A 21077-nucleotide genomic window follows, 5' to 3' on the forward strand; every position below is an offset into this window, starting at 1 on the left:
GAATAGTATGAATGTAGTTGACCTCCTGCTTAAACTGTTGAGTTTTAAGTCCTTAACACCGGATGATGACGGTGCTTTGAAGTTCATTGAAACGTACCTGGATGGATATGAGGCGATCTATGTGAACAAAGAGGGTGTAAAAAATCTTTTTCTATCCAGAAAGTTCGCAGAGGGTCCTCACCTGTGTTTTGCAGGACATGTCGATGTCGTACCACCGGGCGATAAATGGGAGACCAATCCTTTTGTTCCTGTCATAAAAGAGGGGAACATCTATGCCCGCGGTGCACAGGATATGAAGTCCGGTGTGGCCGCTTTCGTACAGACCTGTAAAGAGATCGAGCATTTTGAAGGTACGCTTTCCGTACTGCTCACTTCCGATGAAGAGGGTGAAGGGAAATACGGAACCTCGGTCATGCTTGAACACCTCAAAGAGATAGGGGCTCTACCCGATTACTGCATTGTCGCAGAACCGACATGCGAAACGGTGTTCGGTGATGCGATCAAGATAGGAAGACGGGGCTCGATCAACGGGTATCTGACACTGAACGGGAAGCAGGGGCATGCCGCCTATCCTGAAAAGGCGGTCAACCCTGTACACCAGATCGCTCCTATTCTGGACAAGATCGCCGGCGTGGACCTGGACAGCGGTGATGACGACTTTGCACCGAGCAAGATGGTGATCACGGACATACGTGCCGGCATGGAAGTGACCAATGTAACACCGGGCACCTTAAAGATGATGTTCAATGTACGCAATTCCACTAAAACTACACAACAAGAGGTTAGACTCCATATCGATAAATACTTTGCGGGCTTGGATTACAGTTTGGAATTGACACAGGGGTCCTACCCGTTCGTGACGCAGAGAGATTCTAAAATAGTGAAACAACTCTCTTCGAGTATCAAAAATGTCACCGGTGTGGAAACAAAATTTTCTACGGCCGGGGGTACCAGTGATGCAAGGTTCATGGGTGCCTTTGGGATCGATGTGGTAGAGTTCGGTGTCATCAATGACACGATACATGCCCCCAATGAGCGAACATCCATCAAAGAGGTGGAAGCGCTTTGTGAGGTATTTAAAGATATGGTAAAACATTTTAATTGATTGAAGGATGAGTATGAATAAAATAATATTAGGTATTTTGCTTTTATCGAGTACACTCTTTTCTCTTGAGTGGACAAAAGATCTGGATACAGCGTTCGCGCTGGCAAAAAAAGAACAGAAAGATGTGATGGTACTGGTAGAAGGTGAAAATTGCAGATGGTGTAAAAAATTCAAACATCGCACGTTGACGGATGAAAGTGTGGAAAAGAGACTTGAGAAATTTATTGTCGTCAAGGTGATGAGAGAAGATGACGCTGCCATGTCAGTATTGCCACCGGTAGAAGGGGTGCCTACCGTTTTCTTTATGACGGAGGAAAAAGCGGTCATCAAAGAGATTCTAGGATATCGCAATATAAGAAAGTTCACTGATTGTATCGACAGTGTAGAAAACAGAACCAACTATAACTGCAATCAATAAAAAGTGAGCGGCATGTCAACTATGAAAAAAATGGTGCAGGTCATTGCATGTTTTTCTCTATGTTTTCTTCAGGGGTATGGCGAAGAGCACTGTAAGCCGGCTGATCTCACCGCAGTAAAAGCTCAAAAAAGCGACACGAGCAAAGAGAAAGAAGAAAAAGCGTCATTGGCTGCATTTGAAAAACTGCATTGGGAAACAGATATGGATGAAGCATTCGAACGTGCAAAAAACGAGCGCAAAAATGTCATGGTCATGATCGAGGAGGAAGAGTGCAAATGGTGCATGAAGATGAAAAAAGGCGCCTTATCCGATCCGAAAGTACAAAAGAGACTGCAATCCTATATCTTGTTAAAAGTGAAGAGATCAGACAAGAAGACGGCAAAACGCATTGAAGAGTTTACAGGGGCGATACCAAGTTTTTATTTTATGCAGCCGGATCAAGAGATGATAGAGTCTGTGATCGGCTATTTTATGACGGAAGATTTTGCAGGCTACCTGGATGAGCTTGCAGAGGATAATGAAGGATACCAATGATATTCAGACGTCCTCATTTTACTGAATATATCATGGCCAGGCTGGTTACCTTGGCAGTGGCCACCAGTGTAGTGTTCAGTATACTCTTTTGGATCTTCATACCGGATGGAACCACCGTACTCATCGCTATAGCCATCTTGATTTCGGGGTTTTCAATATTTATCTATGCGATAAATCGCGGGGCGGAGCATATGCAGCGGGAACTGCAGCTGATCAACAAATATTTGGATAAACTTGAGAAAATAGACAATATCGACTACAAAGCGCAATTTTTTACCAAAGAGTTTGAAGATATCAATCAAAATCTCATTAAAGTGATCCAAAGCGCCAAAAAACGTGAAGATATCAAACAGCGTTACAATGCAAAACTGAAACTTAAGAACCGTCAGCGTGCCGATATGATATCGGCGATCGCACATGAGTTCCGAAACCCTATAGCCTCCATAATGGGATATGCGCAAACTTTGGACGAAGATAAAGATATTCCTTCCGAACTGCAAGAAAAATTTCTGCGAAAGATCTATAACAATGGGGTAAAAATAGAGTCACTGCTCAGCAGACTGGTACTATGGAACAAGTTCGAGAGCGGAGAAGCCACCTTGCATCCGAGCAATTTCGATCTCTACAAATTAGTAGAAGAAGTAAAAATTTCGCTTGAAGAGAAGTATCCCCAGAGGGAGATCGTGATAGAGGGAAGTCCCTATATGGTCGATGCGGACCGTACCCTTTTGGAGGTCGTGCTAAAGAACCTGATAGAAAATGCACTGAAGTATTCCAAGGATGAGGTGCTGGTCAAGATAGAGGATGGCCGACTCTCTGTGGTAGACAAAGGCGCAGGTATCTCCTCAGAGGATATTTCAAAGGTCACTAAAAAGTTTTATCGCTCAGGTACACACAGCTGGGATAATTCAATGGGACTGGGACTTTCGATAGTGAAAAAGATCCTTGCACTGCACGATACTTCCCTGGAGATCGAGAGCGAGGAAGAGAAGGGGTCCACTTTTTCTTTCAAAATTTAATTGATGATTTTATTCATAAAAATTGATAGTTAAAATTCCCTTTTGAAACACCCCTGTAAAAACTTTGTTTTCTTTCAGTAAATAACCATTATTTAAACCAAACTTTTATACTATTGTTCCATGCGTCATCCCCTGGTCTGTACGGATCGGTGGGTACTTATAATTATTATAAGATGAGCTAAATTTAAGGAGGAAGCATGAAATTAGGTTTCTTGGTTGACCTTAACCTATGTATGGGTTGTAAAGGTTGTGAGATTGCTTGTAAAGTGGAAAATGAAGTTCCATTGAGTTCTTGGCGTTTACGCGTCAAATATATCGATCTGGGAACATTCCCGGATACCAGACGTTCATTTACGCCGCTACGTTGTAACCATTGTGAAAACGCACCATGTGAACGTATCTGTCCGGTATCTGCATTACATTATTTAGAGAATGGTATTGTAAATATTGACAGTGAGAGATGTATCGGTTGTGCTGGTTGTATGATGGCATGTCCTTACGGAGCGATCTATATGGACCCTGAGACAAATACAGCAGATAAGTGTACGTACTGTGCTCACCGTATTGAAAGCAGTTTGATGCCGGCATGTGTGGTAGCGTGCCCGGTAGAAGCGAACATTTTCGGTGACCTTGAAGATGACCACAGTCATATTTCATTGTATATCATGGAGCATAAAGGTGCTGTTCAGGTACGTAAGCCGGAGAAGCATACGTCTCCGACACACTTTTATGTAGGTGGCGGTAATGCAACATTGAACCCGCTTGCACATCAGAGAATCGAAGGCTTCAGTCTCTTCAATGACATTACGCACTTGGAGCACGTAGGAGATAAAAATCACGGTATTCTTGACAGATTCCTGGCGCCATTTGCTGGAGATCATGGACCAAAAGACAATGCAAGTTTGATCGAATCCGCAACAGATGCTGATACACAAGAGGGAGGTCACTAAGATGGTTGAAAATACAATTAACGCAACACAGGCGATCGTTACATTGGATGTACCTATCCAAGGTATTGTTTGGGGTAGCATTATTACTGTGAATATGTGGGCAAAAAGTATTGGTACCGGTGTCGTATTTTTGGCGGCATTCTTATGGTTCAGACATAAAAAAGAAGATATGCCTAACCTAAGATGGCTGATGCCGGTGCTTGCATTTGTATCATTGAACGTATTCCTATTGTTCACATTGATCGATCTGCACCAGCCTTATAGAATGATCCACATTTTCACACACCCGCACTGGACTTCCTCTATTACTGTAGGTGCCTGGTTGGCATCCTTGTTCCTGGGTCTTATTACGATACTGATGATCATCGGTGTGGCGGATGCATTCCCGGGTCTTGGCGGTAAGAAGTGTAAGCTTACAGCACTGGCTAGAAACAATTCTGCAGTGTATGAAAAAATCATACCTTTCCTGGTATTTTTGGCGATCCCTGTGACAACATATACGGCGATCATCATGGCACAATCAAGTGCAAGAGAGTTATGGCAGGCACCGACTGAAGTGATGCAAATGATGTGGGCAGCGCTTATGGCTGGTTCTGCGGCACTTATTTTTGTTTCTGGTTCTTGGAGTAAAGAGGCGAGAAAAGATCTTGCCTTGATACTTACTATGGCGGTACTGTTCAGTTTCATGATGTATATGGGTGAGTACTTCTTCTCATTTAAATCTTCTGAAGCGGAAGCGACCTTGGCCTATGTGCACGCAGGCGGTCCATATAGTGTAGAATTCTGGTTTGGTATGACACTTGGATTTATTATTCCATTCTTTATTGGATTAAGCTATATGAGATCAGAAAATATAACGCTGCTTAGATTTGCAGCTATTTTAGCATTGGTAGGATTATTCTTGGTAAAAGATGTATGGCTTAAGATCCCACAAATGTTACCATTAAGTTAAGGAGAAGATATCTATGACAAAATCAATGAATACAGAAGATAAAAATTTTATCGAAGGTAGAAGAAGTTTCCTTAAAGGTACAGCATACTCTGTCGCAGGCGCAACACTTGCAGCAGGCGTGTTCAAAACTGTAGCCGATACGCCGGCAATGGCAGAAACGAAATTTACACCGACACCTAAAACACTTGCATTCTATCCGCCGCTTGAAGAGTGGGATAGTTTTACAGAGCTTTCCGGAGATGACTGGAAAAGAGGTGGTACTAGCAGACATGGTGTACAAAGCGAAGACAATCCTGATGGGATCAAAGCCGTAGAGTATATGCTTGTTCCTACATCCTGTTCAAACTGTGAAGCTTCCTGTGGTCTGACCGCATGGGTTGACCTTTCAACCTATAAAGCAGGCGGGCAGCTTGCAGTACGTAAATACATGGGTAACCCGCTACACTCAGGATCTCGCGGTAGAAACTGTGCGAAAGGGTATGCAACACAATCACAAATGTATGATCCGGACAGAATTCCTTTCCCTCTTAAAAGAGCACCTGGTTCTAAAAGAGGTGAAGGTAAATGGGTAAGAACCACTTGGGATGAAGCGATGAAAGAGATCGGGAAGAAGATGCATGACACGCTCAAAGTGGGTGATGAGATCTCTAAAAAATCGATCATGTACCATGTTGGTCGTCCAAACGAGAACGGATTCGGTCACCGTGTACCGCACTCTATGGGTATTGACGGCTATGACTCGCATACAAACATCTGTTCTGCAGGTGCAAGACAGGGTACGATCCAGTGGACAAATGATGATAGAAACTCACCGGATTGGTCTAATGCGAAGCTGATCTTCCTTCAGTCATCACATGCAGCAGATGCAGGACACTACTTCCAGCAGGCAGCAGGTCGTATCGCTGAAGCACGTAAAAAAGGTGCGAAACTTGTTGTTATGGATCCAAGGCTTTCGAACTCTGCCGGTATGGCAGACCTTTGGGTACCATGTTGGCCGGGAACAGAGACTGCACTCTATCTTTACCTTGCAAACAGAATCCTGAATGAAAAAGGTATTGACGGCAAGCCTCTGGTAAACCATAATTTTGTGAAGAACTGGGTCAACTGGGATCAGCTGATGAAAGACAGAGAGTACCTCAATGTACTTCTGGAAAAAGGGTATATCAAATCTGTGCCTGCGGGTGACAGTTATGAAGAGTTCATCGCTATGGTAGCAGAAATGTACAGCCCGTATACGCTTGATTTTGTGGCTGAAGAGTGTCGTATCGAAAAACGTATCGTAGAGAAGCTTTTTGATATGTTCATCGATGCAGGTACAAGAGTGGCAACCTACATCTGGAGAGCAGGACCGATCGGTCACAAAGGCGGATGGATGATCGCAAGATCGGCATTCCTGCCGTTTGTACTTCGTGGTGCAATGGCTGGTGACAAGGGTGGTGTCGGATTGCACCACTGGCATGTCATCTCTGTGAACGGTAAGGGTAATGCTGCAACGGTAGATGGCGGAGAACCAGGAAAAGTGGATGTATGGAACGAGTTGTCATGGCCACCTGAGTATCCATTAAGTTCTTATGAAATGAGCCATATTCTGCCGCACCTTCTTTTAGATGAAGAGTGGAGAAAAAAATGGAACGAAAAAGGACTGAACGTCCCTGAAAAATTGGCGGTATGGATCCCTCGTATGTATAACCCGGTCTGGATCAACCCGGATGGTTTCAGATGGATCGAAGCGCTTAAGAGAGAAGATAAGATCGAGTTGTCATTCAACCTTTCTCCGACATGGTCTGAGACGAACTGGTACTGTGACTATATCCTTCCTACAGGGCTAGCAGGTGAAAGACATGACCAGCACTCTGAAGCGACAGAGCCAAAAAAATGGTTAAGTTTCCGTAACCCGGCATTAAGAGTTGCATTGGAGAAAATGGGCTGGCAGCCAAAAGACCCAACAAGAGCTACACTGGAAGCGCACATTAAAGCAGGACTTGGTGAAGTATGGGAAGAGGTAGAGTTCTGGGCAAATATCATGGTACACCATGTAGATCCAGATGGATCATTGGGTATCAGAAAGCACTGGGCTTCAAAAGAAGATCCAAGCAGAGCGGTAACGATCCCAGAGTGGTACCAGGCAGCATTTGACCTCCTTCCTAATTTGAGAAAGGCGGCAAAAGCAGCGTACCCTGATTCCAAGTACCCTAACTATGAGATGATGAGAGACAGAGGTACGTGGCTGGAAGAAGATAATATCTACAGACCGCAGGAGAGACCACTGAAAAAAGTAGGTGACACCTATATTTCACATGGGCATGAGTATCATGAGAGTGATGTGGTGAAAGATGAGTTCGGTGTTTTGACCGCGACAGACAGTCATGGTAAAGAGACAGCGATCGGTGTTGAGGTTGATGGTGAACTTATGCAAGGTTTCCATACTTTGAGTAAAAAACTTGAATTCTACTGTCAGTGGCTTAAAGAGTGGAAATGGCCTGAGTATGCTTTACCTATCTATCCGACGAATGCGGAAGATAGAAAGAAAATGACACACGTTGTAACACAGGTACACCATGACTTTATGCAAAGTGATAACGAGTTCGCATTGAATACGGTATTCAGATTACCGTACAATATTCACACACGTTCTGTAAACTCCAAGCACCTTATGGAGATCTCGCAGAACCACAACCCGGTATGGATCTATACCGAAGATGCGAAGAAACTTGGCATCAAAAGAGGCGATGCGGTCAAGGTAACGATCCAGGATACTGTTTCAGGTCTTGAGTCAGGTTACTTTATCGCTATGGCAGTACCGACCGAAGCAACGATGCCAGGCGTACTCGCATGTTCACACCACGCAGGTAGATGGAAACTCAAAAATGCAGTAGAGATCCCTGGATTTGAACACAAATTAGGTGTGATGGGTGTTGGTTCTCCTCTCTATGAGTTGACAATGGATGGTAAAGTAGGTACGCTCAAACCAACGCAAGGCATCCTCGACGGTATGGATGAAAATAAAGACTCTTGGCAGTTCAAAGAGTACAACAGAGACCTTGATAACATTTGGTGGGATGGTCTTTCCGGGTCATGGCAAAATGCTGTAGCACCTTCTCATCCGGATCCTGTTGCCGGTAACCATGCATGGCACCAAAAGGTCGTACTTGAACCTGCAGGTAAAGATGATCAGATCGGTGATGTATATGTGAATTATGAGAATAATATGAAGGTCACCCAGGCTTGGAGAGATAAATTGACTCGTCCACTTGACAGTACTGACACAATTAGACGCCCTAAACACATCAAGCGTCCTTGTGTGCCTTTGTCTGACAAAGCCTATGCAGTAAATATCAAGTAAGCCCTGCTTACTTGTATACTCTCAAGCCAATGCTTGGGAGTATCTACACGATACAATTTCCCAGATAATTAATTGTCTTATTACTTATTTATCTTGAAAGTGGTATAGTGCCAACATATTTAACATGAAAGCAGATGTATATAAAATGGATTTAATGAAACAAGAGATAGAAAACCGTATAGCGATTTATGCTTTGATCTCACGATTGATGCTCATAGAAGTGGATGAAACTTTTTTGGAAAACATCGAGAGTGATGAGAGACTGTTGTCTTTTTTCCCTAACTACAGAGATTGGGGTAAACGTAAAGAGCTGTCGCAAAAAGAGCTGATAGAAAAATACTATAATGTGGATTTTACCAATCTCTTTTTGATGCACCTGGTACCGTATGAAAGCTTCTATACAAGAGATGACCAGATGATAGAGAGCGGCGGGGACAATCCTGTCATAGAGCTCTATAATGAGCTGGATTTCCGTGTGGAACTGGATGCGGCAAGGGTCGTGAGTGCTGACCATATAGGGGTAGAGCTGGAGTTCATGTATATGTTATGTACAGCACTGAAAAAAGCGTTAGAGGCAGATGACAAAGACGGGATCTGTGAATTGCTTCAGGTACAGCGTGCATTTTTAAAGGAACATTTGCTGGAGTGGGCACCGCTCTTTTTGATCAATGCTAAACGTGAGTCGCGTACACCGCTGTATCATGACGGTGCGGAACTGGCCTTGGAATTTCTACTGAGCGACTTTGAATATGTCAATGAGGCATTATCCACACACTGTGGGGATGAAGCGTAATCTATGGGTTTACATTTTGATGTCAGTGCTTGTGTAAGAGCAACCAGTAAATTTTCCCAGTGTACCAAGTGTGTGGACATCTGTCCGGATTCCATCAAACTGGTAGATAATCTTCCAAGTTTCAGCCTGGCTACAGGTACTGAGGCAGCAGCTTGTGTGGGAGAATGTCCTACCGAGGCATTTGCGCTTTCAGACTTTTCTACCACGGAGTTTTTCTTTCGCTTTTTAGAGTCTAAGGTACGGTTGATCTCACCCAAGGTCAATGTTCCCTGCGTCTCGGTCCTGAGTGTGGAGCACTTGATCTCCCTGGCGCTGGCCAGTGAGGAAAAGATCACGATAGATCTGAGCTCCTATGATGAAGATTCTTTGCTCTTTGAACATATCGAGAAGCGTATAGATGAGGCGAATTTCATCTTGTCCAGTTTCTCTGACAAACAGCTAAAGACCAACCATGTCCCGCAAAAAGAGCCGATAACAGAGAGCAACGAGGAGCTTGAGGATGCAGCTTCCTCAAGACGTTCCTTTTTGGGGAATGCTTCGCTCAAGGGTGTGATAAAACACAAGAAAACCTTTGATGACGCCGTGGATGAGGATGAACTGCAGCATTTTGAGATCGATGCTTCCGTGGTCGCAAAGATCAAAGATAAAAGACTGCCCAACAAACGGAAGATACTTTTTACTACCCTGAAACATGCAGGTGTCCCGGATGTGTTCGAAGTACTTCCGGAAGAGGAAGTGAGCTTCACTTCTCAAAAGTATGTGGATGAAAGCTGTACCAACTGTCAGATATGCTACCGTATCTGTCCTACCGGAGCACTTTCCTCCAATGCAAAGTTTTCACTGATCCATTTTGATGCCATGCTTTGCGTGAAGTGCCGTTTGTGCCATGATGTCTGTGAACCCGATGCGATACAGCTCCAAAGCGGTTTTGAGATCAAAGAGTTCTTTGAACCTACGCAGAGGACACTGGCGACATTTAACATCAAACGCTGTAATGAGTGCGGCAACAACTTTACCTACACAGGCGGAGAACAGACATGTCCGCGCTGTCTGATCGAAGAAGAGGAAGCGCTGTTCCTGCATGACAACGCAAAACGCATGAGAGGGGAGGAGGATTAAAATGGTACATTTTATCGAGCCCATGGGCGAAACTTCAGTGCATGCACCCCAAGGGTATTTCCTCTGGGCAATTCAAGACGGGCTTTGCTCATCTTCAAGGAGAAGTCTATAATGCAGCCCCATGAGATCAAGCCAGACACAGGACTCTGTACCATACTTGGATATAATGCACAAACAGGATATATGAGACGATACTTTAACAAGATCATGAAGTATCAGGGTATCAATGCAACGGCTATAGCCTTGAATATCACCGATGAGCATTTTGACTTTACGATGTCCAATGTCGGGGAGTCCAAGGTCACACAGATGATGATAGAAAGAGAGTTCGGTGCCAAAGCGGTAGCATACTGTGAAAGCCTGAACCCTTGTGCCCAGAGAGAAGGGCGTGTGGACTTTATAGAAGTTTCAGAGGGAAAGGTTCAAGGGTTCTGTCTGGATGACGAGGCAAAAGCACTCTATGACAAACCGGAATTCCTTGACGACCAGATCCTTTTTGTCACAAAGATCATGCTGATCGCCAACAGATGGTTCGGCGCAAAGATCGATGTCAATGATATTCCGCTACTAATAGGAGATAAAGAATGAGAGATATAGACGATTTAAGAAAAGAGTTTGAAAATTTTAACGAGCAGAACTTTAACGGAAAACCGGCGTTCGGTCCTGATGGACAGTGTGCAGCGGATGAAGAAGCGGACCTGAAGGACTATCCTTCTTATACGGAAGCGCTCTATGCAAAGCTTATTGCCCCGCATGTAAGCGGTATTTATATTTCAAGATGGGATATTAAAGATATCGCACTTGCAGCCGGTGATTCTATGGCGATTCATCCACGTAAACGTATGTTCGAGCTGCTTATGAAGTACGCAACAAGCAAAGAAAATATGCAGTCGGTCCTTGATGCTCTGGAAGCACATATGGAAGAAAAAATTGCCATTTATACAGAGTGTATGACAAAGTTTCCAAGCAGTGCAGAAGTATTCCAGCCTAAAATCGACAAAGCGCGAAAAACGATGAAGCTCTTCCCTCAGATCATTGAAGAGTATTTTGCAGAATAGTTAGAGTCTCCCTTATCATACTTTCTGTATAATAGTTACTATTAAATACTGTAAGGGGAAGCATGTCTGATATCAGCAAAGAAGAAGTACTCGCATACCATAAACAGGGAAAGATAGCCATAGAGCTGACCAAACCCTGTAACACCCAACATGAACTCTCCCTTGCCTACACTCCCGGGGTGGCCATACCCTGTCTTGAAATTGCTAGAGAGCCAAAACTTTCTTTTGAATATACCAACCGTTCCAATCTGGTCGCTGTGATCTCTGACGGTACCGCCGTGCTGGGTCTAGGGGATATAGGCCCTCTTGCTGCCAAACCTGTCATGGAGGGGAAGTCGGTACTGTTTAAAAAGTTCGCACATGTGGATGCGTTCGACATCGAGCTGGATGTCCATACGGTGGAAGAGATCGTGGCAGCTTGTAAAGCCATCGCACCTACCTTTGGCGGTATCAACCTTGAAGATATCAAAGCACCGCAATGTTTTGAGATAGAGCGCAGGCTCAAAGAAGAACTGGACATCCCCGTATTTCATGATGATCAGCACGGGACAGCTATCATCACCACGGCGGGACTGATGAATGTACTGGAAATTACGGGGAAAAAAGCAGAGGAGATCAAAATCGTGGTAAACGGTGCCGGTGCGGCAGGGATCTCCTGTGCGAAGATGTATCAGAAACTGGGGGTGAAGCATATTGTCATGTGTGACTCCCGGGGGGTTATTTCCACCTACAGAAATGATCTCAATGTCTACAAGGCACCATTTGCGGTAGAGACCGAGGCTAGAACGCTTGATGAGGTGATAGAGGGGGCAGATATGTTCTTGGGACTGAGTGTTGCAGGGGCACTGACCAAAGAGATGGTAGCCAAAATGGCACCGGAACCTGTCATCTTTGCTCTGGCGAACCCCGTACCTGAGATCTTGCCTTCTGAGGTCAGAGAGGTACGTGATGATGCCATTATAGGGACCGGTCGTTCTGATTTTCCCAACCAGATCAATAATGTACTGGGCTTCCCCTTCATTTTTAGAGGGGCACTGGATGTACGGGCAAAAAAGATCACCGAAGGGATGAAGATGGCAGCGGCCGAAGCGCTTGCAGCCTTGGCAAAAGAACCTGTACCTGAGTATGTCAAAGCGGCCTATCAGGATCAGAACATCACTTACGGAAAATCGCATATCATTCCTTTACCCTTTAACAAAGAAGTGCTGATCTGGGTTGCTCCCAAAGTAGCAAAAGCAGCTTTTGAAGAGGGCGTCGCACGGGTAGAAAGTTTTGATGAAGAGGCCTATAAAGAGCAGTTAAAGTATAGTATTTACGGTTCCGAAGAGGATCAGTAAACGATGAAACTTAAGAGTTATTTGGACCTTACTGCACTGTTGGAGCTCTCTCCCGCTTCCAGAGAAGAGAACCGGACCTTTGGCATCACCCATGTGATGGTAAAAAATAAACCACTGCAGCAGCTTATGGCATGGGTAGAAGCACATAAAAGCAAATTAAAACAACCGCTTTTAAGCGAGACCTTTACCTCTTATCTCTATGCGGTCACCGTATCACTTTCCTTGATCGCATTTGTGCTGGGTCTATTGTCGGGGATCGCACTGCTTTCCTATAGCGGCAAAGAGCCGGTGAACGTTATCTATTTTATGGCAATGGTCATTGCCTATCCGCTCTTGACACTGGTACTCTCCCTGTTCGCCATGGTAAGGGCCAACCGCTCTCAAAATGTGCTGGTGCACCTGTCACCGGCTTTTTGGATGGAGAAGATGTTAGGCTTGTTGCCGGGTAGCATGCAAGAGAAGATAAGGGGGCTGAAGATCAACGTGCTTCTCGCAAACTGGCTGATCATCAAACGTTCACAGCTGCTTGCACTCTGTTTTTCTTTCGGTTTGCTCTTCGCACTTCTGGCTGCGGTGGTCACGAAAGACATCGCCTTTGCATGGAGTACCACTCTGGAGATCGACCCTGAGAGGTTTCATGGATTTCTGCATACCCTGGCCTTGCCGTGGAGAGAGCTTTATCCTTCGGCTGTACCTTCCATGGCACTGATTGAGCAGAGCCACTATTTCAGATTGGGAGAACAGTTGAGCGAAAAGATGATAGCAAATGCTTCCGTCCTTGGAGAGTGGTGGAGATTTTTGGCCTTTTCGACGCTTTTTTATGCCATTCTTTTGCGCTTATTGATGTATCTGATCGCTTCAGCGGGTCTGAGCCGTGCGGTCACACACTCTCTTTTGACACTCAAGGGAACCAAACAGCTGCTTAGAGAGATGAATGAACCTATCATCGCAACCCACGGAAGGGGATCGGAACAGGCATTTGTCTCGAATGGTTCCTCTTACGGACAGATCATACATACATTAGACAGCTCGTATGATATCGTACAGGGATGGGCTATGACATCAAAGGAACTTGTGCTGCTCTGTGACAGTATGGGTATCATATCGCCCGAACATTTTGGGGTAGGGGGGAGCAACCAACTGGAAGAAGACAGTGAAGTGGTAGCCAAAAGCAGGGGTGAGGTGCTCTTGTTCGTCAAAGCATGGGAGCCTCCTACCATGGATCTTTCAGACTATCTGGAAGCGCTGGCGCCCAAGGTGGACAAGGTGATCGTTGCACCCGTCGGTACGGCAGAAGACGGTTACAGCGTCACTGCCAAAGAACTGGATGTATGGGACAGAAAACTCTCGGTGCTGAATCATGAAAAGGTATGGTTAAAACGATGATCGGTACACATCCCAGATTTGCTGTGGTAGGGCATCCCAACAAAGGAAAAAGTTCCATTGTTTCCGCTTTGGCCCTGGATGATTCGGTGCAGATATCCGATACCCCTGGAACCACAGTCAAAAAACGCGGTTTTCCTTTGAGCGTGGATGGCAAAGTGCTCTATGAGCTTTTCGACACCCCTGGGTTTCAGCGAGCCAGAAGGGTACTCGCCTGGCTGGAAAAACACCAGGTATCTGCAGATAAAAGATCCGAGGTTGTGCAAGCCTTCATCGATGCACACAGGGAGGATGAACGTTTCAGGGATGAGATAGAACTGCTTGAACCGATCATGGAGGGTGCGGGTATCATTTATGTGGTGGACGGTTCGAAGCCCTATGGCGAAGAGTATGAGGCGGAGATGGAGATACTCCGCTGGACAGGACAGCCCTCTATGGCACTGATCAATCACATAGACGCATCAGATTACAGCGAAGAGTGGAAACGGGCCTTGGCACAGTACTTCAAGATAGTCCGTACATTCAATCCTATGCAGATCACGATGGATCAACATGTGAGCATTCTGGAAAGCATGGCACAACTGAAGGAAGAATGGATAGCGCCTGTAAAAGCTTCTATCAAACTATTTGAGCAGTACCAGGAGCAGATGCTTGAACGAAGCGCAGCGCTCCTGGCCGCACTGGTATATGAGTCTGTCAGTATGGTGGTACAACGCACCTTTAAAACAGAAGAAGCAAGCCCAGAAGACAAAGAGAAAATAGAGCGTGAGTACAAGAACAGGTTACGGGAATTGGAAACTGCCACCCAGAAGAGCATAGAGAAGGTCTGGCACCATGAGCATCTGAAAAAAGAGAGCAAGGTGCCGGTCTTTGAGGGGATGGATCTCTTTTCTGAAGAAAGCGCTTCGGTATTTGGACTGACACGCAAAGAGCTGATGATCACCGCAGCCGCTTCCGGAGCAGTGACAGGGGCGGGGATCGACCTGCTTTTTGCCGGACATACCCTTCTGTTAGGCGGTGCTATAGGGGCCGTCATCGGAGGTACCGGTGCCTATTTTGGTTTTGACGAACTCTCTGAAGTGAAAGTATTGGGGCAGACCTTGGGGAAACGCTACCTGGAGATCGGCCCCATGAAAAATAGGAACTTCCCCTATATTTTACTCGGGCGTGCCCTTTACCATACCATTCAGATTGCCAAAGTATCGCATGCGGCAAGAGAGGTGATCGATATAGAGATGGACCAGGCGTTTAAAACGAAATGGCTGGAGGATGATCTGAGAAAGTCCTTGGAGAAGTTTCACACCAGGTTCCGAAGCGGCAAGGCTGTAGATCCGAAAGATCTTGAAGCGTACGAAGCGCTCATTTATGACACATTGAAACGTTTTATCTCTGTCTGAGACTGTTTTGATTGAGGCAGCGAAAGAGATAGAAAGAGCGCACGGGATAGGAAAGTGTTTAAATAAGCTTTTTTAAAAAAGCTTTCCTAGCCCCATCAGCAGCAAGGCACTTAGGAATCCACCTGCGATCCCCGCCAGTACATCATCCAGCATGACCCCAAGACCGCCCTTGAGCTCTCTGTCGATCCATCCGATCGTAGATGGCTTCCAGATATCGAAAAGACGGAAAGCCGCGAAGCTGAAGACGATCGCCAAGAGTTCGGCATAAGGGTATGTCATGGTGATCGCCGTAGAATAGGCCAGCATCAGGCTGAGCCACATTCCGGCAGCTTCATCTATGACGATATGCTGCTGGTCATGGACCCCTGTGGTTTTTTCATATTTGTTCACTTCAAAGATACCGATGACAGTAATGGCAAGGGTAAGCATAAAGAGTGTTTCGATCCCGAGGTAATGCAGTACAAGCAGTCCAACCGGCAGGGAAGCCAAACTTCCTACGGTACCGGGTGCCTTAGGCGAAAGTCCCGCCCCACCGAATGTTAAAAAAAGTTTTTGAATGGTCATGAGATTCCTTATGCTATGTGAGTGATGAGGTCTGGTAGAGTGATATCAGGTTCAGGTAGAACTGCTCTTCACTTTGCTGTTCCAGCAGACCCGAACCGGGAATGAGTGCGTAATGCATCTCCTGAAGGTTCTTAAACCTGTCGGGGAAGAGTGCCGATAGAATATTGGCCGAGACCTCTTTTCTTACCAGGATCGAAGGGGGAATGAGTCCTGATTGTATCAGCTGCATGATGGATTCAGAGTGATAATGCACATGGTGGTGTTGGCCATGTGGACAGGTGCGCGTGCTTACCAGTGTTTTGCAGGTATCACAGTAGACATACTCATCGATCGTTTTGATATCTATATCAATATTTTTACAGCGGTCGAAGACTGAATTGAGCCTGTTTTCATCATAAAAAAGACCCAGTCCGCCATGATTCTTACCTACGATAAGCTGATTGCATCCGTAGTTCTTTGCCAGAAGGGCATCCAGGATCAGTTCATTGTAGCCTGCAAAGATATAAGAGTTTTCAAAGGGGATCACCAGCACTTTGTTGCGTGGCAAAAAGTTGTCTATGAACGTGGTCAGTGCGTTGTACCTGATATCGTATCGAAGTCCTTTGGAGGTAAAAGGCTTTCGTAAAAATATAATGAGCAGATCGCAGCTTCCCAGGGATTGCCGTATCATTCTCTCATGGGCACGGTTGAGCGGATTGGCAGCGAGCATGATGGAACTTACAAACTTCGCACCTGTTTTTTTGATCATATTTTTGATACGATTGATATTGTCCGTGATAAGAGGGTACTCTACTGTGTATTCGCCGCTTACAGCGATCGTACCCAGCCTCATTCTCGTGTTTTTGACACCAGGGTGGGAACTGTCACTGGTCCCATAGATATTGGTAAGACGCTGTTCTATATCAATGGGGAAGGTATCATCGACGGTCAGTTCACCTACTTTTTTGCCATTGGTGATCAGGTTGACCGTCTCTCCGTGCTGCAGTGTTTTAAGTACCTTATGATTGCGTTCACCTTTTGGAGCGAGCACAAATGCAAAAGGAAAAGGCACGCCTTTGTAGAATTTTGTTTTATCAACTTCTTCGGCCTCCTTTGCGTTCATTAGTTTGTCCACTGGTGTAATGAGCCCTGCTTTCACCAATGCCAGAGTGGAAAGTGCTTCTGTGTCTATATAGAGTGATTTATTTTTTTGCATCTGTCGGCCTTATATGATCCCTGTTATTTCTTTTTAAATAATCCATATTTTTTTCTTTTTTCCCATAGGCTTTTTCTTGAGATCCCCAGTTTTTTGGAGAGTTCAGTATCCGGAAACTTGTATTGAAAGCTGTTCACGATAAATTTGACATAGTCATCGATCGTCAGGATCTCGTTTTGGTCATAGAGTTTAGAATCTGTGTTCAGTGTGATCGTTCTAAAGTCGGATTCCAGGTTCGAGGTACTGCATAAGATGAAATCATACCCTTTCAATAGCTCCAAGAGGGCTTCTCTGTCCGTTTTTTTCAGTTCATGCACCTCTGTGATGTAGAGTAAGGCACTGGAACTGCTTTTTTGTATTTTTTCTTTCCAGTTCTTATCGCTCAGAGGGATAAAAGAGAGCAATGTGTCGGTCTTCTCCGCATGTTCAAAAACGATTTTATCTACCAGTCTTTGATAGTTCGTTTCAATGACAAGGGGGGTAGTGATCTCTTCGGTATCAAAGTCTGTTTCAATGTCATGCAGGAGATTCTGCATATACTCCCGGTACAGCGATGTCTTCTTTTTGAGGGACTGGTATTCGTTATAGTGCTTGATCTTACGCATCAGGTCTTCGAGCATGAAAGGTTTGACAATATAGTCTTTAGCCCCAAGGTTGAGAGGTTCTCCTACGGTATCATTATTGATGTAGTTCACCATCAGAATAATGATCTTGTCCTTAAACTCTTTGATGAGCGGTGAGGTGTTTTGCCCAGGAAGATTGGTTGAAAGCAGATAGACATCACCATGACTTTTCATGGCTTCTTTGATAGAACTGTATATCTCTGTATTATAGCCGTTTTCATTCAATTTAGCGGCGATACTTTGTGCCAGATAGAGTTCATTTTCTATAATGATTATTTTCATATTTTTTTCCAATTCAAATAAGTTAAGTTTGCAACGGCGTGGACAGTTACCCCTTCTTTTCGTCCTACAAAGCCAAGTTCTTCAGCTGTCGTTGCTTTTATGTTTACAAAGTTTTTTCTTATGCCGAGCAAAGAAGCAAGTGTCTGACGCATTGCTTCTTTGTAAGGCAGTATTTTGGGTGCCTGTGCCAGGATGCTGAGATCGATGTTCCCTATTTCGTATCCATAGGACCTTATCCTGCTTACGGTATCGGCAAGCAGTTTTTTCGAATTCGCACCTGCATAGCACTCCTCGGTATCAGGGTAAAGCTCACCTATATCTCCCATGCCTGCCGCACCCAGCAGCGCATCGATCAGGGCATGTATGCCGACATCACCGTCACTATGGGCTTTGAATCCATAGTCCACATCTATCTTGACACCGCAAAGGAACATCTCTCTGCCTGCCTCAAAAGGGTGGATGTCCAGACCGAAACCTGTCAGTGTTTTAGCAGAAGGTTCCTTAAGACAAGGCAGTTTCTGCAGATCTGCGACCGTGGTAAGCTTGTGTGCATCAGGCGAGCCTGCTACAAAATGTATCTTTTCTCCCAGCGATGCCATGGCAGAACTGTCATCGGTAAAGAGCGTTTCCGTGTCCAGCGCTTTTTTGAGCATCTCTGTAACAGAAAGCTGAGGGGTCTGTATGATCTGTACCTTTTCTCTGTCTATGGGGGCATTGTCATGATAGAGTGTATCGGTCACAGGCAGTACAGGCACGATGCAGGAGGCTGCCTCTTTGGCTTCCATGATACGCTGTATCATAGTGGCAGGAACACAGCATCGGGCGATATCGGACACGAGTACATGGGTTGAGGTCACCTCTGCCAGTGCATGCTTAAGCGATGCCTGTCTAGTGTCTCCACCCTCTACAAAAGTATAAGAAGCGAAATGTTGCATGAATCGAATTTCATCCCGCGTCGATACGATGATGATCTTTTCAAAACGTGCAGACCTTTCAAAGTGTTCTGCTACTTGCAGCCACAGAGGAGTCTCTCCTGTGTATAGCCACTGTTTTTTAACATCGGTTTCAAATCTGGATGAACTGCCTGCACCCAGAAGTATCAAAGTAGTGTTTGACAAGTAAGCTCCTAACACTATTATCACTATAGTGTGTCAAATTGTAACGAATTATACTAGAGGAAGGCTTGATAAATTCTTTAATTCAGATAAAATTACTCCTATTCTTAAATATGAGGAAAAATTTCAATCTAATTTAAGATTGAGTTGGTATAACTCCTTATATCTAATTAACTAGGAATAAAAGATGACACAAGAAAATGTATTAGAAGCATTGAAAAATGTAACATATCCCGGGTTTACAAAAGACATTGTAACGTTCGGTTTTGTAAAAGATATTCAGATCATCGATGATACTAATATCACGTTGACTCTTGATATCACTTCATCCGCCGATGAGGTAAAAACACAACTTAAAGAGGAATCAACGGCAGCGCTTAACAAGCTTGGTTTTGAACATGTAGGTATCAACATCATAGCGCCAGAAGCACCAAAGCAGCTCTCTAATTCTGTGAGCGGAAAGAACATTGCACCGCATGTAAAAAGTTTCGTTATGGTCAGTTCAGGGAAAGGTGGGGTCGGTAAATCGACCACTTCTGTGAACCTTGCTGTCGCGATGGCAATGCAGGGTAAAAAAGTAGGTCTTTTGGATGCAGATATCTATGGACCGAACATTCCTCGTATGATGGGTGTAGAAGACCAAAAACCGGAAATTGCAGGGAACAAATTAAATCCTTTGAAAGCGTATGGCGTAGAGATCATGTCTATGGGTTCGATCATGGACGAAGGTGCAGCGCTTCTTTGGAGAGGTTCTATGATCATGAAAGCCATCGAGCAGTTCCTGAGAGACATCCTGTGGTCTGAGCTGGATGTACTTGTGATCGATATGCCTCCGGGAACGGGTGATGCACAGTTGACACTTGCGCAGTCTGTACCGGTTACAGCGGGTATCACGGTCACGACACCTCAAGAGGTATCTTTGGATGACTCAAGACGTTCATTGACCATGTTCAAGAAACTGCACATTCCAACGGCAGGTATCATCGAAAATATGTCAGGGTTTATCTGTCCTTCCTGTGACACTGAGTCAGACATCTTTGGTATGGGGACAACGGTTCCGGTCGCAAAAGAGTATGACACAGAAGTGATCGCTCGTATACCAATAGAGCCCGCGATCAGAATAGGCGGAGACACAGGTATGCCGGTAACCTATCACAAGCCTGACTCTGAAACGGCTAAACGTTACCAGGAGGCTGCAAAAAATCTTCTTGTATTCATTGACAAGGTCAATGCCGAAGGTTTGGCAGATAATTCAGCGGTACAGCCTACGACACCTCCAGGGGTAAGTGCTTGTAGTACAGGTGCGGGTGCAGCATCGACTCCGGCTCCGGCTCCGGCTAAAGGGTCAGATGAAAGTTGTGGCACTGGCTGCGGCTGCCACTAGTCTATAGCATTACTTGATGCCATCTTCAAAAAGAAGATGGGCATCTCCCGCTTACTCACTCTCCATAGACTTTTTTTCAATAGTGGTCTTCAAAATAAGACCGATCAAAATCAAAGTGAAATATTTTTATTTTATGTACTTCTAAGGTACTTACTTTTCTTCCGGTGTATCAGTAGATTTTCCCATAAATGACCCATAGTTTTCTATATAGTTATCGAGGTTCTCATTCAGCATGAGTTTGTATTGGTTTACGAAGAAGTTGAGGATCTCGTCTTTTTCTTTTGCCATCTCTTCGCCATTCTGATAGCCTGCAGCTGCTACCCATGCATTAAAACGTGCTGCTGCAAACATAAATGAGTTGTTTACGAATGCAGGATGTACATTAGCCTTGACATATCCGTTTGCCAGACCGATAAGAGTATCAACTCTTTTGTAAAACTGTTCATCTGTTTTATTTTCTTTTGATGGTTTTTGTGTCTGGGACATAGTCTCTTTCCTTAATTTTT

20 protein-coding genes are annotated in these 21077 nt (G+C 44.9%); 15 read left to right on the top strand and 5 right to left on the bottom strand.

Going from position 1 to position 21077, the window contains the following annotated elements:
• The first annotated feature begins 7 nt into the window (after positions 1 to 7).
• From dapE to VIM88_RS02305, 14 genes are all read left to right on the top strand, one after another.
• Entirely contained in the window at positions 8 to 1105 is a 1098-nt protein-coding gene (gene dapE, locus VIM88_RS02240) for a succinyl-diaminopimelate desuccinylase (protein ID WP_331861258.1), read from the top strand.
• A gap of 13 nt (positions 1106 to 1118) precedes the next feature.
• Entirely contained in the window at positions 1119 to 1523 is a 405-nt protein-coding gene (locus VIM88_RS02245; protein WP_331861259.1) for a thioredoxin family protein, read from the top strand.
• 12 nt (positions 1524 to 1535) lie between these two features.
• Positions 1536 to 2057, top strand: a complete 522-nt coding sequence (locus VIM88_RS02250) for a thioredoxin family protein (RefSeq protein WP_331861260.1) — start codon at positions 1536 to 1538, stop codon at positions 2055 to 2057.
• Complete coding sequence (locus VIM88_RS02255) at positions 2054 to 3076, top strand: HAMP domain-containing sensor histidine kinase (RefSeq protein ID WP_331861261.1); 1023 nt, start codon at positions 2054 to 2056, stop codon at positions 3074 to 3076. Before VIM88_RS02250 ends, VIM88_RS02255 begins: the two co-directional genes overlap by 4 nt.
• 197 nt (positions 3077 to 3273) lie before the next feature.
• Positions 3274 to 4026, top strand: a complete 753-nt coding sequence (locus VIM88_RS02260) for a 4Fe-4S dicluster domain-containing protein (protein ID WP_331861262.1) — start codon at positions 3274 to 3276, stop codon at positions 4024 to 4026.
• 1 nt (position 4027) lies between these two features.
• Positions 4028 to 4978 carry an NrfD/PsrC family molybdoenzyme membrane anchor subunit gene (gene nrfD / locus VIM88_RS02265; protein ID WP_331861263.1) on the top strand — a complete coding sequence of 317 codons (951 nt, stop codon included), beginning with the start codon at positions 4028 to 4030 and terminating at the stop codon, positions 4976 to 4978.
• 13 nt (positions 4979 to 4991) lie between these two features.
• The gene (locus tag VIM88_RS02270; RefSeq protein WP_331861264.1) at positions 4992 to 8321 is read left to right on the top strand and encodes a molybdopterin-dependent oxidoreductase; all 3330 of its coding nucleotides are present in this window, start codon (positions 4992 to 4994) and stop codon (positions 8319 to 8321) included.
• Between the two features lie 154 nt (positions 8322 to 8475).
• Positions 8476 to 9114, top strand: a complete 639-nt coding sequence (locus VIM88_RS02275; protein ID WP_331861265.1) for a molecular chaperone TorD family protein — start codon at positions 8476 to 8478, stop codon at positions 9112 to 9114.
• Between the two features lie 3 nt (positions 9115 to 9117).
• Positions 9118 to 10233: a 4Fe-4S dicluster domain-containing protein gene (locus VIM88_RS02280; protein ID WP_331861266.1), complete on the top strand. Its 1116-nt coding sequence runs from the start codon at positions 9118 to 9120 to the stop codon at positions 10231 to 10233.
• A 111-nt stretch (positions 10234 to 10344) separates the two neighbouring features.
• A complete protein-coding gene (locus VIM88_RS02285; protein ID WP_331861267.1) occupies positions 10345 to 10821 on the top strand; it encodes a hypothetical protein in 477 nt (158 codons plus the stop codon).
• Positions 10818 to 11291, top strand: coding sequence for a hypothetical protein (locus VIM88_RS02290; RefSeq protein ID WP_331861268.1), 474 nt, complete (start codon positions 10818 to 10820; stop codon positions 11289 to 11291). The genes VIM88_RS02285 and VIM88_RS02290 overlap by 4 nt, the downstream gene beginning before the upstream one ends.
• Before the next feature lie 62 nt (positions 11292 to 11353).
• Complete coding sequence (locus tag VIM88_RS02295) at positions 11354 to 12628, top strand: malic enzyme-like NAD(P)-binding protein (protein ID WP_331861269.1); 1275 nt, start codon at positions 11354 to 11356, stop codon at positions 12626 to 12628.
• A gap of 3 nt (positions 12629 to 12631) precedes the next feature.
• A complete protein-coding gene (locus VIM88_RS02300) occupies positions 12632 to 14014 on the top strand; it encodes a DUF2868 domain-containing protein (protein WP_331861270.1) in 1383 nt (460 codons plus the stop codon).
• Positions 13999 to 15408, top strand: coding sequence for a DUF3482 domain-containing protein (locus tag VIM88_RS02305; RefSeq protein WP_331861271.1), 1410 nt, complete (start codon positions 13999 to 14001; stop codon positions 15406 to 15408). The genes VIM88_RS02300 and VIM88_RS02305 overlap by 16 nt, the downstream gene beginning before the upstream one ends.
• Positions 15409 to 15480: 72 nt before the next feature.
• Here VIM88_RS02305 and VIM88_RS02310 read toward each other — a convergent pair whose 3' ends face one another.
• From VIM88_RS02310 to VIM88_RS02325, 4 genes are read right to left on the bottom strand one after another with little or no spacing between them, the layout of a single operon-like run.
• Positions 15481 to 15972, bottom strand: a complete 492-nt coding sequence (locus VIM88_RS02310; RefSeq protein ID WP_331861272.1) for a phosphatidylglycerophosphatase A — start codon at positions 15970 to 15972, stop codon at positions 15481 to 15483.
• Positions 15973 to 15985: 13 nt separating this feature from the next.
• Complete coding sequence (locus VIM88_RS02315; RefSeq protein ID WP_331861273.1) at positions 15986 to 17167, bottom strand: sulfate adenylyltransferase; 1182 nt, start codon at positions 17165 to 17167, stop codon at positions 15986 to 15988.
• A gap of 23 nt (positions 17168 to 17190) precedes the next feature.
• A complete protein-coding gene (locus tag VIM88_RS02320; protein ID WP_331861274.1) occupies positions 17191 to 18072 on the bottom strand; it encodes a response regulator in 882 nt (293 codons plus the stop codon).
• Positions 18069 to 19190, bottom strand: coding sequence for a bifunctional 2-C-methyl-D-erythritol 4-phosphate cytidylyltransferase/2-C-methyl-D-erythritol 2,4-cyclodiphosphate synthase (locus tag VIM88_RS02325; RefSeq protein ID WP_331861275.1), 1122 nt, complete (start codon positions 19188 to 19190; stop codon positions 18069 to 18071). Before VIM88_RS02325 ends, VIM88_RS02320 begins: the two co-directional genes overlap by 4 nt.
• Before the next feature lie 184 nt (positions 19191 to 19374).
• On the opposite strand from VIM88_RS02325, the gene VIM88_RS02330 reads away from it, so the two are divergent.
• Positions 19375 to 20571: an Mrp/NBP35 family ATP-binding protein gene (locus tag VIM88_RS02330; protein WP_331861276.1), complete on the top strand. Its 1197-nt coding sequence runs from the start codon at positions 19375 to 19377 to the stop codon at positions 20569 to 20571.
• A gap of 150 nt (positions 20572 to 20721) precedes the next feature.
• On the opposite strand, the gene VIM88_RS02335 is transcribed toward VIM88_RS02330, so the two are convergent.
• The coding region (locus tag VIM88_RS02335; protein ID WP_331861277.1) for a DUF3144 domain-containing protein at positions 20722 to 21077 on the bottom strand (356 nt) is incomplete at its 5' end.

It is taken from the genome of Sulfurovum sp., assembly GCF_036568385.1.
GTDB lineage: Bacteria > Campylobacterota > Campylobacteria > Campylobacterales > Sulfurovaceae > Sulfurovum.

Coding starts and splice junctions, on each gene's coding strand:
- dapE (WP_331861258.1), top strand. CDS start 8: ATGAATGTAGTTGACCTCCTGCTTAAACTGTTGAGTTTTAAGTCCTTA.
- VIM88_RS02245 (WP_331861259.1), top strand. CDS start 1,119: ATGAATAAAATAATATTAGGTATTTTGCTTTTATCGAGTACACTCTTT.
- VIM88_RS02250 (WP_331861260.1), top strand. CDS start 1,536: ATGTCAACTATGAAAAAAATGGTGCAGGTCATTGCATGTTTTTCTCTA.
- VIM88_RS02255 (WP_331861261.1), top strand. CDS start 2,054: ATGATATTCAGACGTCCTCATTTTACTGAATATATCATGGCCAGGCTG.
- VIM88_RS02260 (WP_331861262.1), top strand. CDS start 3,274: ATGAAATTAGGTTTCTTGGTTGACCTTAACCTATGTATGGGTTGTAAA.
- nrfD (WP_331861263.1), top strand. CDS start 4,028: ATGGTTGAAAATACAATTAACGCAACACAGGCGATCGTTACATTGGAT.
- VIM88_RS02270 (WP_331861264.1), top strand. CDS start 4,992: ATGACAAAATCAATGAATACAGAAGATAAAAATTTTATCGAAGGTAGA.
- VIM88_RS02275 (WP_331861265.1), top strand. CDS start 8,476: ATGAAACAAGAGATAGAAAACCGTATAGCGATTTATGCTTTGATCTCA.
- VIM88_RS02280 (WP_331861266.1), top strand. CDS start 9,118: ATGGGTTTACATTTTGATGTCAGTGCTTGTGTAAGAGCAACCAGTAAA.
- VIM88_RS02285 (WP_331861267.1), top strand. CDS start 10,345: ATGCAGCCCCATGAGATCAAGCCAGACACAGGACTCTGTACCATACTT.
- VIM88_RS02290 (WP_331861268.1), top strand. CDS start 10,818: ATGAGAGATATAGACGATTTAAGAAAAGAGTTTGAAAATTTTAACGAG.
- VIM88_RS02295 (WP_331861269.1), top strand. CDS start 11,354: ATGTCTGATATCAGCAAAGAAGAAGTACTCGCATACCATAAACAGGGA.
- VIM88_RS02300 (WP_331861270.1), top strand. CDS start 12,632: ATGAAACTTAAGAGTTATTTGGACCTTACTGCACTGTTGGAGCTCTCT.
- VIM88_RS02305 (WP_331861271.1), top strand. CDS start 13,999: ATGGTTAAAACGATGATCGGTACACATCCCAGATTTGCTGTGGTAGGG.
- VIM88_RS02310 (WP_331861272.1), bottom strand. CDS start 15,972: ATGACCATTCAAAAACTTTTTTTAACATTCGGTGGGGCGGGACTTTCG.
- VIM88_RS02315 (WP_331861273.1), bottom strand. CDS start 17,167: ATGCAAAAAAATAAATCACTCTATATAGACACAGAAGCACTTTCCACT.
- VIM88_RS02320 (WP_331861274.1), bottom strand. CDS start 18,072: ATGAAAATAATCATTATAGAAAATGAACTCTATCTGGCACAAAGTATC.
- VIM88_RS02330 (WP_331861276.1), top strand. CDS start 19,375: ATGACACAAGAAAATGTATTAGAAGCATTGAAAAATGTAACATATCCC.